Genomic DNA, 15,669 nt, shown 5'->3' on the forward strand with positions numbered 1-15,669 from the left:
GTCACCACCCCCTGTAGACGCGGTGCAACGACTGTCCTGCTCGGAAAACCCCGTAGCCGGCTGCACCGACCACCCCAAGAGTTGCCACGGCGATCAGCAGCCTCGACCACCACGCGCCAGCCGCGGTGAAGCTGTCCCAGGCCCACTGGCTCAGAGGGCCGATGCCCAGCAGTTGGCCCAGCGGCACCGTCAGCAGAGCCAGCGACAGGAGCACGAGGGCTACCGGTACCGCGGCAGCAGCCACCCGCCCGACGCCCTGCCAGGTCAGCGCGCGGCTCAACCGGTCCGCAGTGGCTGTCGCGCTCTCTAACCGCTGCGCGGCTGCCTCGGTGGACGCGGCCACCGACAGCTGATGCTCGGCCGACGCCGCGGCCACCGCTTCGCCGACCTGGCTGGTGACCGCCTTCGCGACCTTTGCGGCGTCCAGCCGAACCACCGGCCGTACTCCGGCCAACGAGGATTCAGCGACCTCGGTCACCGTCGTCGCCACGGTCGCGGTCAGTCGGTCGTGCTGCTCGGTCGAGAGCCTGGTCTCGAAGCGTTCGGCGCGGTTGCTGAGCGCGGTCACGGCGCTGGTCAGCGCGACCATCGTCTGCGCCAGCTCGCGCGACCGCTCGCTCGTCGCCTCGCGCAGATCGCTCAGGCCTTGCTCCAGCTGCTGCAACTTCGCCGAGGCGGCGGCGCTGCTCGGCGAGGTCGATCCCATCGCGACCGCCATCTTCTCGACCGACTTCGCTGCCGCGGCCTGCTCGTAGGCGAGCTGATTCACGGTCCCGCTCAGCGATTGCAGCGTCGATGAGAGCGCTGTCAATTGATCTGACGTCGCGGAGCTGGACGTGGCCGCCGTGCGCCGCGCCCTCAGCTCCTCGCGCTTGGTCTCGTCCATCATCAATTCCTTCCTGAATGACCTCTAGTTCGTGTTCGAGCGCGTCTCTATCGGCATAGGCGCCGCCCAGCCTCTCGGCAGGTATCGCCGCGCGGCCACCATCGGTCTCCACAACGACGACCAGCGCGCCGTTATCGCCGTCGACCATCTCGACGCCGTGCTCCTCGGCGACCACCGCGAGGGTGTCGGCATCCGTGGAAAACGGGTCGGCTAGCGCCTCGTTGAGACCCTCGCGCGCCCGTCCCTCGTAGGTGCCGCCCTCGCGCTCGACCTGCTCCACGTAGTCGGCCAGCTCCTTGTCCGACTCCCATGGCGGCTTGCCGTCGGTGGTGAAGAACTCCGGCACCGGCCGGCCCTCGCGCGGAGGTGACGGGGGAGCAAGCACGGGCTCGGGCGCTTCGAGCGTCTCGCCGCGAGCCAGGGCTGCGACGTTCCTCTCGCACTGCGCCTCGACGGCACGGCGCGTGTAGGCATCGCCGAGTTTGCGAGCGCGGGCCTTCTGATCGGTCCCGTCCTCGCCGATCCAGGCATAGGACGCGCCGGACTTGCCCGCACCCCGGACCATCACGCCCTCGGCGGCTGCGCGGTCGATGTAGTCTTCCCAGGACGTGGCCTGGGCTTGCGCATGGCGCAAGGTCGCCCGCACCTGGTCGTGGTCGCTGTAGCCCCGGTCCGCGCGCTGCGCGTAATCGGCGCGGGTCACCTGATCGCCGCGTGAGGCCTTCCGGCAGGCCGCCATGTAGTCGCGATTGCTGTACTGCAGCTCGCGCTCGACGACCGCGTCAGTGACCCCGCGGACGCGGTGGAGGTTCTTCATCGTGCCGTCGATGGCTCGACCAGCCGGGTAGCGCTTGGTCTGCTCGACACCGCTCTTGTCGATCCACCTGATCGTGGCTTCGCGCTCGGCGACACTCGCCACTTGAATGTGCGAGTGCCATTTGCCGGGCACCCACACCACGCCGCCCTTGGTCAGCTCAGCTCGACCGTTGTCCCGCTGCGTGACGAGCTTGATCTGCCGGCCAGGAAAGGCCTCAGCTGCCCACGTCCTCGCCAGCTCGTGCGCAATCCAGCCGTCGCGCTCCGACGTCGGGTCCGCCTCCTCGTGTGAGTGGCTCAAGATCCAGTGGTAGGTCTCCACCTTCAGGCCGCTTTTCCCGTATGTGGCACGGGTGCGCCGCATATCGGCGATGAAGGTCTCCGGCGCGCAATCACCGATGGTGCTGGCAAACTCGACCCGCTGACTTGGGCCATCCGGGTTGTTCTGGTCGTGCGCGAGCGCATGACCGATGTATCGGTCCAGCGCGACCGCGTTGCCAGCGGCACTGCCCACTGTGGCGACCATCAGCCGGCCTCCGCGAGGCGATCGACCGATCGTCGAATCTCCACCAGCTCGCCGATGAGGGACTCACGCACCTCGTTGACTCGAGCGACCTCGCGCGCGTGCGCCACCGGGAGTTCCTTGTACGTGTTCAGGAACTTCGTCTGTTGGTTGAAGTTCTTCGCGATCCCGGCTTCCTGAACCCGGATGGCCGACAGCTCGTCGGCGACCCGGCTCAGCTCGTCCTGGAGCAACCGCCTGCGCTGCTCGGTCATGACCCGGTCTTGGCTGGGTGCGGAGCGCCGTAGGTAAGCCCGCACCGCGCGCTCGACGACCGCGCTGACGGCCATGCCCTCGGCGACTTCGATTAACCGCTCATAATCGCTCGGCATAAGCCGTACGGCGACCGGGCGCGACTTTCCAGCCCCCTTGGCGGCCCGCTGCGGCGCGTTCCCCGCGTCGTATCCCGGGTCCAGCTCCGCCGCCCGACGGCACCAAGTGCTGACCGCCTTCGCGGCCTGCTGCGCGCCGATCCGCAGCCGCGGCGCCAGGTCGCGGCCGATGGCCGCGAACGCCTCCCCGCCGGCCCTGCGGGCCAGCGCTTCGGCGACGAGGTCCGCCGGCGGCGCAGCGGCCCGGGGCCGCTCTGCCGCCGCGGAGACGGCATCGGCCAGCGCTGCGAAGTCGACGGGGCGCTGCCCCGCCGACTTCTCCGCGCCGTCCTTCGCCGTCATGATTCGCCCTTCAGATGTGGTGATGTAACCACAACAGTACAGCTGAGGGAGCGACGTGGCAACGGGGTCGCTGCAGTCTTTCGCTACGGTCCTGCGACCCGGCGAGCATCCCCGCCGTAAACACGTGCTCGCTCCGCTCGCCGTGTTCACGCCCTCGCTGCGCTCGGGTTCGCGGTGCTCGTTGGGGCGCTGCGCGCCCCAAACCCCCAGCCGAGTGCTGGCCGAGGATGGCGGTGGTCGAAACCGCTGGTCACTGCGGTCTGTTTAACCCCGCAACGACACGTCTACGGAGCGGAAATGGCCTGTGCACCTGTGGCCGGGGCGGCGGCCGATGCGCGGGTGCGATTTCGCGGGGTAACGGCGGGTGACGTCACCCGCTCTTATTCCATTTTCACGGTTTTCGGTCGTTTTGGGGCTCCCGGGCCCGTCGCGACGCATGTTTTCGCATCGCTGCAGTTTAGATGGGGTGCGCAACCCCCTCTTGCTAGCGCTATAGCGGTAGCGATGCCCGATTTTCGGGGCCGGGAGGGGGTGCGCAACCCCCTCGGTCGGAAATGCGTTATCGCAGTTCAGCGGCTATCGCGGGGGTGCGCAACCCCTCGACGCGTGTGACGCGGCGGTCGAAACCCCCCTCTAGCTAGCGCGGTAGCGCCGGTTTGAGCCGGAAATCGCGTCTTCGGCATGGCCGTTTCCGCTAACCGCAATGGCGCTGCGCGAGCTGGCCACGTTCGTCGCTCTGGACCTCAACGTGGCCAGCAGGGCCCCGACACCGACGCTGCGGGGGTGACGTCGGGACCCGGGGCCTGCTCGACGTCGGCACCAGCCGTCGAGGGGCATCGACGCGTCTTGTGCTGGTAGAGCACCAGACCCCGCCGGCCAGTGGCAGGCGGGGTCTTGTCGATCGCACGGTCAGCGGGTCAGGCTGTCACCTCCTCGCCGACGAGATCCTCGGCGGCCTTGATCCACTTCCTGACGGTGTTCGGCGAGACGCCAGCGGCCTCACTCAAATCACGGTAGGAGGCCGCGGAATCGCGTCGAGCCCCGATCAGCCGAGCCAGGACGTCAACGTCGACGGACGGGTTCAACTCGGCGTGCACACGCGCCGCGAGTGCGTGCACACCACCCTCGTCGGCGTGTGCAAAGTCGCCGTGCACATCGTCTCCGACGACAGTGAACACCGGGCGTGCACGCTGTGCAACCTCATCGTGCACAGCATCGTCAGCGGTGTGCACGGGCTCCCGCACAGGTTCGGCAACCCCATCGTGCACGTCGTGATCATCGGCGTGCACGGGCTCGCCTGCACGCTCGAGGGGGTTGTCATCAAGGGCGTGCATGGGGTCGGCGTGCACGGCTTCATCATCGTGTTCACGCAGATCAGGGCTGTGCACACGGTGCGCGGTTGAGTCAGCCTGCTCGTGCACGGCGAGCTGTGCACGGTCGAGATCGTCGTGCTGAGCAACACTGTGCACGGGCGTGGCCGGGGCGGGCACAGGCTGCTGCACACCTCGCGCAACCTCGTCGTGAACAGACTGTGCAACCTCGTCGTGCACAGCGTGCGACGGCTCCCATCCAACACGGGCAGGGGCGGCGTGCGCCGGGGGCGCAGGGGCGGTATGCACATGATCAACGGCGTCGGCCCGGATGTTGCCCAGCACATCCCACAGGCCGACTGTCGCCGCGATGATCGGCGCATCGACGACGATCGGAGCCAGGTAGCCCAGGAAGCCGGGGATACCGATGATCGTCGTGCAGACGTACACCAGGCCGACGTAGGAGACGGCCAGGGTGACCAGACCGACCAACGCGGCCAACGCAGTCACCACGGTCCGCACCCGTCCGGCATTGCGCCGGTGCGAGATGACGACCATCTCGGTCATCACCATGACCATCGCCGGGAATACCATCACGGCGATGGTCGGCACCCACGGTGAAGCGGTACCGCGGTCGACGCCTGCGGCCACATCGGTGTGCCACTGCGACCAGACGTGCAGACCGTTGCCGGCCATCGACAAGAGGAGGCAGACCGCCATGACGACGGCATAGAATCCCCAGCGGTGGCGGTCGGGCTTAGGCCCGAGTGCACTCGTTGTCATGCCGGTACTCCTTCTATGAGGTTCTTGATGCGCTCCGCCCGGAAGCCGGACCAGTACTCGTCGCCGACCACCACGACGGGCACCTGTTGGCAGCCGAGCACCACCACGTAGTCGCGGGCTGCGTCGTCGACGCTGATGTCCACGACGTCGTAGGGAACGCCGGCCTTGTCGAGCGCGCGGATGGTCGCCTTGCACTGGACGCAGGCGGGCTTGGTACAGGCGGTGATCGTGTTCGCATTCATGCCGCACCGCCCAGATCCGCCACCCGCAGACGCGGACGCTCGCCAGACCCCGTGGCCTTCAAGAACGCCCCGACATCGCGCAACAGTGCAGAGGTCTTCCAGCCCTGGCGCTGTGAGGGGGCCTGCCGACGGTTGAACATGTCCACGAGGAACCGGTAGTCGTTGTACCCCTCGCCGCCATTCCACTTCGTCGGTACGAACGCCCCGTGGGTGTAGAGCGTCGCCAGCTTCGAACGGTTGAGATCCACCTTGATATTCAGTGGTCGGGTGGCGGCGGCAACCTCCATCTCAAGCAGATTTGTCAAGTCCTTGAGCTGATCGTTCATTGCGTGGCTGCCGAAGTGCTTGATGCAGCTCGACCCGATAGGTTCGAGCTCCTCGGCGGTCACCGTGTTTGCCACAACGAACCGTCGGACGAGTCCGGGCTGACCGCACACGCAGGTGGCTCGTGCAGATCCGCTGAGGCCCTTCACCCGCCATTCGAGGCGTGACCACTCCCACGAATCGGCATGTGAGCGCTCGATCACCGCTTCCGTCAGGGTCTTCCGTGCTTTCGTATCCACCTCAATCACTCCTTTCCGTCGCGGTGCCATGCACACCCGGGTTCATCGCAATCCGGCTGACTGCGATGGGTTGTGGACACTTCGGGCCACTTCGGCTTCTCGCTCCGGTAGCAGTCCGTCCAGTCCGAGCCCCTATCGGACCTGTCGGCCAGGACCGGAACCGGAACCGATTCGGGCGTCAGGCGCATTTCGAACTGCATCGCGGCCAGCACGGCCGCCTCGGCCTCGTCTGCGCGATCGGCAGGCACCGACAGCACGATCTCGTCGTGGACGATCCCGCGCAGGCAGGGGACCAGCCACTTTGGCAGTCTCAGGATCCCCTCCGCGAGCACATCCCGCGCAGTTCCTTGGCCCAGCGACGCAGGGGCGGTGGTGTACTCCCGGCCCCGCTCGATTCGCATCGGACGACCCCACGCGGAGAATACGAACCCGCGCTCCGCCTCGCGCCGGATCTCCTGCTTCCACTTGGCCAAACCGGGGAACCGGACGTCCAGAGTCCGCATGAGCTTCTCGGCCTCGATTTGCGGAATGCCAGCCGTCATGGCGAGCCCGCGGGGGCCCATCCCGTACGTGGTCGCATGGGTGACCGGCTTCGCGTCCGACCGCCGGCCGGGGTCGCCGAACAGCGCCACAGCCATCTCGCTGTGGAAATCCTTGCCTGGCGCGAAGGCCTCGATATAGGCAGGGTCCTGGCAATGGGCGGCGACGGCGCGGGCGTCTACCTGCGACAGGTCGAATGCCACCAGCACCTCACCCTCATCTGGCAGCAGCAGCGACCGCTCCAGCACGTTGGCTCGGTCACGTTTGCCCATCACGGTCAGACCGGGCTTGGTCACCGAGATTCGGCCGGTGCTCTGGCCTGCGTCGATGCTCGGGTGCACACGGCCGTCGGGGCCGGTGTGATCGAGGACCGTCTGAGTCACCGATCGCTGTCCGTTGAGCGCCAGCAGCAGCTCGCACAGCTCACGCAGGGCCGTGTTCTCGGACCGGTCCTCCAGCAGCGTCGCCAATGCATCCTTGCCGGTCGCGAGTGCGCCCTTGGCAGTTCGAGGCGGGACCACACCGCAGGCCTCGAATGCCCCCTCCAGTGCCGCGATGCCGGCCTTGGTTCGGTGCGGCGCTTTGCCCTCGGTGGGCAATCCGTAGCGCCGGGCCAGCTCGTCGCGCAGGCCGGCGGTCCGTAGCTCCTGCGACGCAACACGGCGCTGCGCCTCAGTCACATCGACGCGCCAACCGTTCCGGCTGATCTGCGACAGCCGGTGCATGACCCGATGCTCACGCAGGCCATAGGCGTCGCAGGCCAGGAACCGGGACACCGCCCGCAGCAGTTCGACGTCCTGCATCAAGTACCCCCGGTACATCGGGTCGTCGAGCGGGATGCGGTCGAAGCCGCCGTGCTCCGCGGCGAGCGTCTTCAACGCCGATGCGCCGTCGCTGGCCACCTTGCCCTCGTCGAGCAGCCGGCGACCCAGCGCGTCGAGGCCGTAGCGGCGTGCATCGGCCTTGCCCGGCAGCGGGGGATCGTTCAGCCGAGCCAGGATCAGGGAATCCCGCACCCGACCCTGCTCAACCAGCGTGACCACGTCGAGACCGTGCCAGTGCTCCAGCGCTGCCAGATCGAACCCGACCGCGTTATGTGCCCAGATCCGATCAGCGGCCATGATCACCTCGCACAGTTCGTCCATGTCCGCGGTGACAACCACGGGGCCGTCGTCGACCGCGTAGGCGGCCAGGCGACAGAAGCCCGGGCCGTAGGTGTACAGCACGTCGACCGAGGCGGTCTCGATGTCGAAGTAGAGGCTGCCCATCACGCCACCCCGCCGTCGAGGTCCGTGATGACCGGCATCGGACGGCCAGCCTCAGCGGGCATCTTCGGAGCGGGCGTCGCCCGTTCTACCGGGGCCGGAACCTGCGCAGTCGTGGCGGCAGGGCCGCCGACAGCGGTGTCGAACTCCTCGATCCGCCACTTCATCCGGCCACCCTGGCCTTCGGCTGTACGCACGATGCGCAGGCCGTTCGGACGCCAGCGGTCGGCCTGCTTGGACCAAGCCTTACCCAGCTCGCGAGCCGCAGACGACGACTTCTCGGACAAGTTCTCCAGCCCGGGCGGGTACTCCGCGTCCTCGTCGAAGCACAAGTCACTGGCCGCGGTTCTCGCAGTGAACTCGTCGTCGCCGTAGTGATCGGCCAGCCAGCGTAGGTGCGCCGACCAGTGCTGACCCTCAGTGTCAGCCGCAGCGCGCTGCTCGAACCAACCCTCCAGCAGACCATCGATGCCAGCGACGGACAAGATTCCGGACAGGACGTCCTGCCACCGTTCGAACGAGCCCATACGGGCGGCGTGCGAGGGCACCGGCCGTCCGGCGTCGAACCACGCCCGGATCAAAGTCAGACACGCGGCCAACAGCTCACATCGGTGGTCAGCGACCCACACCTTCAGGTCGCTGTGGCGGAATCCTGTCCGGCTCTCGGGATTCGGGTTGTTGGTGTGCAACCGGATCTGCACCATGCGCCGTGCGGCGTCGCCGATGATCGCAATGTTGTTGCCCGCGAAGACGACCACCGACTTGTTGGGCATCTCGATCCGCTCGGTCACACCCAGGCGCCGGTCCGACCACGACTCGGCCGTGATGAACCCGTTGAGCACAGCGCTGTCGATCTCGGAAGTCTCGTCGAAGAACACCGACGTCGCGCCGGAGTGCAGTAACGCCGTCAGCGACTTTCGCATCTCATCCTCATTGCCCGGCAGCATCGCCAGCGACGGGTTCACGCCCGCCACCACCGTCGACAGCACGTGCAGCAGGAGCCCCTTGCCGACACCGGCCTGCAGACCGTTCACAGCAAAGCCGGGCGAGGTCGGCAGCAGCGACCGCACCAACGGGGTGATCAGTGCGGCCACCGCGTGCGCCACGTCGGCCCGATCCTTGAGGAGGAAGTCGCCGAACAGGTCCTCGACCAGCAAGGACCGTGCAGCCTCGACCTCAGCCGCTGACGGGTGCTCGGGGACCGACAGCCCCGCCAACTCGTCGGACAGGTGCACGTAGTGGCGCGTGGCCACGTCATAGCCCGACTCGGTCACCACCGAGCCGTCTTCGCGCACCAACGGCACCGCGCTCACGCCGTCCAACGGAACATAGGTCCGATAGCGCGACTCGACGGCCGCCAGCGAGTTCTTGTCGGGCCAGGCGTGAGCGTGGCGGCAGCCGTTGCCGTCGTCACGTCCATCACCCTCGACAGTGATGGCAGCCTTCGCCACCAGGTCGGCGAACACACCCTGCGAGGCCACCGCCACGACCGGGCCCTTGGCCTCGACCGTCAGGTGCCCCAGCGCGTCGCCGTGCCGAAACAGACTCCGGCCGTCAAACCGCTCGTGCAGCACCTCGTCGAGCCGGTCGATCACCACGGCGCGGTCTTCGCCGACGTGGATCACCGGACGCTCGTCCAGCCGGCGCTGTGCGGCCAGACGGGTAGCGGCCTTGTCGGCCTCCTTCTCCCTGCGCTGAGCCGCCGTGAGTGCCTTCGGCTGACTCTTCGCAGGCTTGTCCGATGCCGCGTCCAGCAGGTCCAAGATCAGTTCGCCGCGCTCGTCGTCGTCGGCGCACCCACCCAGGACGTCATCGATGCCGGTGTTGCCGAATCCCGCCACGCGCACAAACTTCACCGACATCGCCCGACGCACCTCACAGGCCTCACCGAGCATTGCGGCACCGTCGTACACGGCGCGCTTGGTAGCGGCGTCGGCGTCGGGCACGATCACCACGTCGAGCCCGCGGACCACGCGAAGATACTTGGTGGGCACACCGTTTCGCACCCAGCCAGTGATGCCGCAGATCCGGTAGATCGCCCAACCGGGCGGCGCATGGGCGGCGAGCGCCAGCGCCTGCTTCACACCTTCGGCGATGATCACCCCGACAGGGTTCTCAACCTCACGGACCACGACCAGCTGCGGCGACTTATCGCCGACAGGGGAGACATACTTCATCACATTGCCGTCGGCGTCGACCACGGAACCGGCCGCGGGCTTCACCTGCCCGGTCTCACTGCCGTCGGGTTCGGTCATCGGGTAGCAGAGCACCGGGTAGATCGCGTCGCCGTGCACGTCGTCGAGCCAGCGCACCCACTCGGGCAAGCCATCGCGGGTCACCGCGGTGTAGACACCATGCGCCTCGGCGACATCAAGTGGAATCGCTGACGCGGCCAGCTCAGCCGCGTGAGCATCGGAGAGATCCTTGCAAGCGGACCCAGGTCCGGTAAGGTGGGTGTCAGAAGCCGCATCCACAGCAGTTTCCCTGGAACCCCCGCCCTGGCCGGCGGGGTTTTCGCTTTCGGTCATCCCTCTGCACCACCCGCCGCAGCGCGCCGGAAGATCGCGGCGACGAGACGCGCTTCGCGCGCGCTCATCGGGGGAGCGGACGAGGCCTGCTCAAGCGCCCAGTTGCGCACCGGATCGCTCAACTCGGTTACGTCAGGCTCGACGTGGACAGGAATCGCCCTGCGGCCGAGCCCCTCCAACTCCTCGGGGTCAAAGCGCCACTCGCGGCCGACTTTGACAGCGGAGAGCAGCAGGCCGCCGGTGAGGTGCTTGCGGACGGTCGAATACGCCCACCCGTGACGGACAGCATCGGCAGTGGACCACAGCCGATCGGAATCGGCGGCCGGGGTGGCCGCCAGGAGGGAAGTCCCCATGAGAAAAACTCCAGACAGAAACAACTGTCCGGAGAGGGGTGCTTTCCCGGCTGCATCGGGCGGTCTTCAATACCGTGCTCGTTGGCGGGCCACGCCGCCGTCGCTTTACAGGAGCGCTAACCCCATACCCAGCCTCTTGTGTCCTCGCCTGCCGGGCGGGGTCTTGGTCGCGTCGGAGGTGTACCGGCTGCTCGGCCGTTCGGTGCGCTACACCGCGGAAGTGACTCCGCCCTCGGGGTTATCCCTCACCGCGCCCCTTGCGTATCGGGTTGCGATGACTGAGTACAGAGTATCACAGAGTACTCAAAGCCGTCACGCATACCCCTATTTCTCTGTGTCAGGTGCCAACTTCTCCCTCGTGTGCGGCGCGGTGGTGCTCGCGGTCCGCCTCGCCGGGGCGTCGACGCGGGTGACGGTGGCGGTGGGCCTGGCGACCATGTTCGGTTTCGTGATCCTGGTGCGGCCCACCGACAGCGTGCTGCGGGCGGCGGTGATGGGTGGAGTGGGCCTCCTCGGGGCGTTGGCGGCGCGGCGCGCGCAGGCGCTGCCCGCGCTGGGGGCGGCGGTAGTCGTGGTGCTGCTGTTCTGGCCACATATGGCCGTGGGGCCGGGTTTCGCGCTGTCGGTGGTGGCCACGCTCGGGCTGGTGCTGTGGGCGGCACCGCTGCGGCGGTGGTGGATGGTCCGCCGCGTGCCCGAGCCGGTGGCGGTGCTGTTGGCGATGACGATGGCGGCGCAGATCCTGACCACACCGCTGGTGATCGCGATCTCCGACCGGGTCAGCCTGGTGTCGCTGCCGGCGAATCTGCTCGTGGCTCCGGTGGTGGGGGTGATCGCGTTGCTCGGGACCGCGGCGGCACTGGCGGGGTCGGTCGGTGCGACGTCGGGTGCCGGTGCGCTGGTAGCCGAGTGGCTGATCCGGGCGACCGGACCGGAGATGTGGTGGCTGATCGGGTGCGCGCAGGGGCTGGGCGGGCACGCGTGGTCGGCCCCTCAGGTGCCGGGGTGGCAGGCGGCGATCGTGGTGACGCTGATCGGGATCTTCGTCGCGCTGGTCTGGCGGGCCCGCGAGCGCGCCGGGGAGCGCCTGGGCGGCGCTGCCGTCGGGGGTGCATGGCACGATGGTCGTCGTGAGCGATCGGCTGTATCTGCTGTTGGGCGACGACGACTTCTTGACCGGTCGGGTCATCAAACAGGTCGCGGCGCAGCAGTCCCGGGACACCGGCGAAGACGTCCCGGTGACGCGCGTGCGGGCCGGCGAGGTGACCGGACCGGAACTGGCCGAGCTGCTGAGCCCGTCGCTGTTCGCCGAGGACCGCATCGTGGTGGTGGAGTCGGCGGCCGAGGCGGGTAAGGAACCCGCCGGGCTGATCACCGCCACCGCGAAGTCGCTACCCGAGGGCATCACGATGATGGTGATCCACACCGGCGGCGGCCGACAGAAGGCGATGGTCGGCGAACTGCGCAAGGCGGGCGCCGTCGAGTTCGAATGCGCCGCCCCGAAGTGGCCGTCTGAGCGCGTCGACTTCGTCCGCACCGAGTTCCGCGGCCTGGGTGTGCGGGTCAGCGCCGACGTGGTGGAACTGGTGACCGATCTGGTCGGCTCGGACCTGCGCGAGTTGTCGGCGGCCTGTCATCAGCTGGTGTCGGACACCGGCGGCAAGGTCGACGAAGCCGCGGTGCGGACCTATTACGTGGGGCGTCCGGAAGTGACCGGCTTCGAGGTGGCCGACAAGGCGGTGACCGGCGACCTCGCCGGAGCACTGGAAGCGCTGACCTGGGCTCAGCACCGTGGCACCGCTCGGGTGCTGCTGGCCGACGCGCTCGCCGAGGCCGTGCACGCGATCGCCCGGGTGCGTTCGTTCGGGCCGGGCGACAAGTACTCGATCGCCTCCGAGCTCGGCATGCCGCCGGGCCGGGTGGGGAAGGTGCAGACGCAGGCGCGCGCCTGGGACTCCACGTCGATCGGTCAGGCGGTCCTGGTCGTCGCCGACCTCAACGGCGCGGTCAAGGGCCAGGCCGCCGACGCCGACTACGCGCTCGAGCACGCGGTGTCCACGGTCGCCCAGCTGCGTCCCCGCCGCGGTCGCTGAGCCGGTCCCGGCGCGCCGGACGCGGTCGGGGCACCACCGCTTCTGTCGCGGAGACGACGAACACCCCGACGACCGCGTGGATATCGTCGGGGTGAACGTAGAAAGCTATGCGAGACCGCAGGGGTCTCATGCAGGGTGCGGCGTGAGCCGCGGGCCGATCAGATCAGAGCTTGTTGACTGCCACAGCCATGGCCGACTTCTTGTTGGCGGCCTGGTTCTTGTGGATGACGCCCTTGCTGGCGGCCTTGTCGAGCTCGCGGCTGGTGGTGACCAGCAGAGCGGCGGCCTTGTCCTTGTCGCCACCGGCGACGGACTCGCGGAAGTTGCGGAGAGCGGTACGGAGGGCGCTGCGCACCGACTGGTTGCGCTGGCGGGCAGCTTCGTTGGTCTTGTTCCGCTTGATCTGCGACTTGATGTTTGCCACGCGTATTTCCTTACATCCTTGGTCAGCCGCGTCTGCGACTGCGCTTTTTCTCGTTTGACGTGCGGTGGGAGATCGCCGAACGACCTGCCCGATCGGACCGTTCGCCAGGCTCGCGGTCCGATGTCACTGCAACAGCGTTCTAGATTACCAGCGGGGTAGGGCCGCCCCAAATCCGCCAGTGCGCGCCGACCGGCGCGCGGCGGGGCCGTCGGTCGACGGGGTGCGCCGCGACCTATGCTGAGCAGCATTATGTCGATTGTCTACGTCCACGTCGGACTGCCCAAGACCGGGACCACCCACCTGCAGGATCGCCTGTGGGTGAATCGCGACCTCGCGCTGGAGAAGGCCGACTTGCTCTACCCGGGCGTGACGATGGAGGACCACTTCCACGCGGCCGCCCACCTACAGCCCGAGCGCTACCTGGCGTGGGCCACCCCGGAGCGAGCCGGGGCCTGGCCGCGGATGGTGGCGCAGATGAAGGCCTGGCCCGGGAAGTCGGTGGTCTCCCACGAGTTGTACGCCAACGCCAAGGATCAGCACATCGCGAAACTGATGGACGACCTGTCGTTCGCCGACGAAGTGCATATGGTCCTCACCGTCCGCGACCTCGCGCGCCAGCTGCCGTCGGTGTGGCAGGAGAACGTCAAGAATCAGCGCCCGGCGTCGTTCGACGACTTCCTGGCGTCGGTGGCGCGCTACCGACACGCTGATCCGGTCGCCGACGGCTTCGCCGAGGAGCCGTTCTGGGAGTACCAGGACTACCTGGCCGTGGTCGAGAAGTGGGCCAAGGTGCTGCCGCCCGAGCGCATTCACATCGTCACCGTGCCGGCCGCCGGTACCGCGCAGCCGGGCGACGGCCTGTGGGAGCGGTTCCTGTCCGTGCTCGGCGTGAACCCCGCGGTGCTGCCGAAGGTCGGCGAGCGCGACAACACCTCGCTGTCGGCGGCGCAGACCGAGTTCCTGCGGCGTCTCAACAGTCGGATCCAGCCCGCCGACATTGACTGGTGGCGCTACGAGGGCATCGTCAAGCGCCGCTTCATCGGCGAAGCGCTGCGGGCGACCAGCGCCGGCAAGCCGCTCGGGCTCACCGCGGAGCAGCGGGTCTGGGCCGCCGAGCAGTCCAACGACATGATCGCCACCCTGGAAGGTGCGGGCTACGCGGTCACCGGGACGCTCGACGACCTGCGCGTGGACCTGACCGTCGACGTCGACGAAGCTCCGCCGCCCACCCCCGAGCAGGCGCTGGAAGCAGGACTGGACGCCCTCGCGTACTGGGTCAAGACGATGCCCAACCCGGAGCCGCGGCCCGCGTTGAAGACGCAGGCGCGTGACGTGGCGCGGCGGGTCAAGCGTCGCGCGGTCGGATTGCGCGATCGCCTGCAGCGCTGAGCGGCCGAGCGGTCAGCCCCAGTTGTAGCGGGACCGGAGTTGGTCGGCGACGGCCTCGAACGCGTCGCGGGCGCAGATCGCGCCTTCCCGACGGATGCCGTGTTCCTCGACGACCAGCACGCGGTCGAGGCGGACGAAGCTCTCCCGTTCGTTGCGGTCCCAGGCGCCGGAGCCGACGCTGAGCCAGTTGTCGTCCTTCCGGTGGTAGTCCTGCGAGGAGAGCATCAGGCCGAGCAGTTCCGGGCCCTGCCGTCCGACGACGAGGACCGGCCGGTCCTTGCCCTGCGTGGCGTCCTCTTCGAACGGCACCCACGTCCAGACGATCTCTCCCGGGTCGGCGGCGCCGTCCAGGTCGGGCGCGTAGGCGATCTCGCGCGCGAGGTCGCCGGTGGGTCGAGTGGCGAGTGGGCCGCGTCCCCGCGTGCTCATCAGTGGTCCTCCCTGGACTCGGCGCTGCCGAAGAACTCGTCGACCGCGACTGCGGTCAGTTCGCCCACGCCGCTGCGTTCGGGTTTGAGTCCGTGGTCGGCGCGGTCGACCTCGACGACGCGCACCGGACCGGCGAAAAGTGTTGCCGCGGCGGCGATCTCGTCCGAGGTGGCGAAGGCATCGCTGCGGCCGTGGATGATCAGCGTCGGTGTGGTGAGGTGCGGCAGGTGCTCGGTGCGGGCCTTCTCCGGCTTGCCCGGCGGGTGCAGGGGATAGGACGTCAACAGCAGGCCGTCGGCCACCGTCGGATCCTCCGCCAGCAGCATGGAGGCCTGCCGGCCGCCGTACGACTGCCCGCCCACGATGAGGGGGCCGCCGGGCACCGACGGGCGGAGTGCGGCGATAGCGGCGCGGATGCCCTCGCGGTCGGCGACCGCCTTCGACGGCGACGGCGGCCCCTTGGGGCGCTGCTGTCGATACGGCAGATCGATGCGGGCGACGGCCCACCCGCGGGCGGTCAACGCGTCCGACAGTGTGCGCAGCAGCACCGAGTCGCGGTCGCTGCCGGCTCCGTGCGCCAGGATCACCAGTCCACGCGGACTCTTCGGACAGGCCAGGGTGGCGGCCACTCCGTCAGCGTGGACGAGCGCGTCGGGCGTAGTCATGGCGTCCACCCTATCGGCGCCTAGGGCGTGTTGATCAAGAGGTTTCGCGCTGTCGTGGGCGAGTCTTGAACGGTGACGCGACAGGAGATCTCTGACGAGGTGTGGTCTGTGATGGAGCCGTTGATGCCGACGGTGTCTGGCCGGTCG

Annotated in this window: 14 protein-coding genes and 1 pseudogene; 3 read left to right on the plus strand and 12 right to left on the minus strand. The window is 68.4% G+C overall.

The annotated features are described in order from the left end of the window. Position 1: 1 nt before the first annotated feature. The 9 genes from ABD989_RS07665 to ABD989_RS07705 all read right to left on the minus strand — a co-directional run bounded on the left by ABD989_RS07665 (position 2) and on the right by ABD989_RS07705 (position 10,522). A complete protein-coding gene (locus tag ABD989_RS07665; protein ID WP_345313019.1) occupies positions 2-478 on the minus strand; it encodes a hypothetical protein in 477 nt (158 codons plus the stop codon). Next, the gene (locus tag ABD989_RS07670; protein WP_345313020.1) at positions 462-2,228 is read right to left on the minus strand and encodes a relaxase/mobilization nuclease domain-containing protein; all 1,767 of its coding nucleotides are present in this window, start codon (positions 2,226-2,228) and stop codon (positions 462-464) included. Before ABD989_RS07670 ends, ABD989_RS07665 begins: the two co-directional genes overlap by 17 nt. Then, positions 2,228-2,938, minus strand: a complete 711-nt coding sequence (locus ABD989_RS07675) for a hypothetical protein (RefSeq protein ID WP_345313021.1) — start codon at positions 2,936-2,938, stop codon at positions 2,228-2,230. The genes ABD989_RS07670 and ABD989_RS07675 overlap by 1 nt, the downstream gene beginning before the upstream one ends. 917 nt (positions 2,939-3,855) lie before the next feature. After that, positions 3,856-5,031: a hypothetical protein gene (locus ABD989_RS07680; RefSeq protein ID WP_345313022.1), complete on the minus strand. Its 1,176-nt coding sequence runs from the start codon at positions 5,029-5,031 to the stop codon at positions 3,856-3,858. Continuing rightward, a complete protein-coding gene (locus ABD989_RS07685; RefSeq protein WP_345313023.1) occupies positions 5,028-5,273 on the minus strand; it encodes a glutaredoxin domain-containing protein in 246 nt (81 codons plus the stop codon). Before ABD989_RS07685 ends, ABD989_RS07680 begins: the two co-directional genes overlap by 4 nt. Then, entirely contained in the window at positions 5,270-5,836 is a 567-nt protein-coding gene (locus ABD989_RS07690; protein WP_345313024.1) for a hypothetical protein, read from the minus strand. Before ABD989_RS07690 ends, ABD989_RS07685 begins: the two co-directional genes overlap by 4 nt. A 5-nt stretch (positions 5,837-5,841) precedes the next feature. Further along, positions 5,842-7,644, minus strand: coding sequence for a DNA polymerase (locus tag ABD989_RS07695; protein WP_345313025.1), 1,803 nt, complete (start codon positions 7,642-7,644; stop codon positions 5,842-5,844). Next, positions 7,644-9,980, minus strand: coding sequence for a hypothetical protein (locus ABD989_RS07700; protein ID WP_345313026.1), 2,337 nt, complete (start codon positions 9,978-9,980; stop codon positions 7,644-7,646). Before ABD989_RS07700 ends, ABD989_RS07695 begins: the two co-directional genes overlap by 1 nt. Before the next feature lie 185 nt (positions 9,981-10,165). Beyond that, positions 10,166-10,522: a hypothetical protein gene (locus ABD989_RS07705; RefSeq protein ID WP_345313027.1), complete on the minus strand. Its 357-nt coding sequence runs from the start codon at positions 10,520-10,522 to the stop codon at positions 10,166-10,168. A 274-nt stretch (positions 10,523-10,796) separates the two neighbouring features. Here ABD989_RS07705 and ABD989_RS07710 point away from each other — a divergent pair. Both ABD989_RS07710 and holA read left to right on the plus strand, forming a co-directional pair. Further along, positions 10,797-11,573: pseudogene (locus ABD989_RS07710) on the plus strand (ComEC/Rec2 family competence protein); the annotation flags it as partial. A gap of 79 nt (positions 11,574-11,652) precedes the next feature. After that, positions 11,653-12,615 (plus strand): DNA polymerase III subunit delta, encoded by a 963-nt coding sequence (gene holA / locus ABD989_RS07715; RefSeq protein ID WP_425556497.1) that lies wholly within the window; start codon positions 11,653-11,655, stop codon positions 12,613-12,615. A gap of 163 nt (positions 12,616-12,778) precedes the next feature. Here holA and rpsT read toward each other — a convergent pair whose 3' ends face one another. Continuing rightward, positions 12,779-13,039: a 30S ribosomal protein S20 gene (rpsT, locus tag ABD989_RS07720; RefSeq protein ID WP_345313029.1), complete on the minus strand. Its 261-nt coding sequence runs from the start codon at positions 13,037-13,039 to the stop codon at positions 12,779-12,781. Positions 13,040-13,288: 249 nt separating this feature from the next. Here rpsT and ABD989_RS07725 point away from each other — a divergent pair, with 249 nt between their 5' ends. Then, positions 13,289-14,428: a sulfotransferase family protein gene (locus ABD989_RS07725; RefSeq protein WP_345313040.1), complete on the plus strand. Its 1,140-nt coding sequence runs from the start codon at positions 13,289-13,291 to the stop codon at positions 14,426-14,428. Between the two features lie 12 nt (positions 14,429-14,440). Here ABD989_RS07725 and ABD989_RS07730 read toward each other — a convergent pair whose 3' ends face one another. Both ABD989_RS07730 and ABD989_RS07735 read right to left on the minus strand, forming a co-directional pair. Next, positions 14,441-14,857, minus strand: coding sequence for a type II toxin-antitoxin system PemK/MazF family toxin (locus ABD989_RS07730; protein ID WP_345313030.1), 417 nt, complete (start codon positions 14,855-14,857; stop codon positions 14,441-14,443). Then, positions 14,857-15,522: an alpha/beta hydrolase family protein gene (locus tag ABD989_RS07735; RefSeq protein WP_345313031.1), complete on the minus strand. Its 666-nt coding sequence runs from the start codon at positions 15,520-15,522 to the stop codon at positions 14,857-14,859. Before ABD989_RS07735 ends, ABD989_RS07730 begins: the two co-directional genes overlap by 1 nt. Positions 15,523-15,669: the final 147 nt, after the last annotated feature.

The sequence above is a fragment of the Gordonia alkaliphila genome (genome assembly GCF_039542465.1).
GTDB lineage: Bacteria > Actinomycetota > Actinomycetes > Mycobacteriales > Mycobacteriaceae > Gordonia > Gordonia alkaliphila.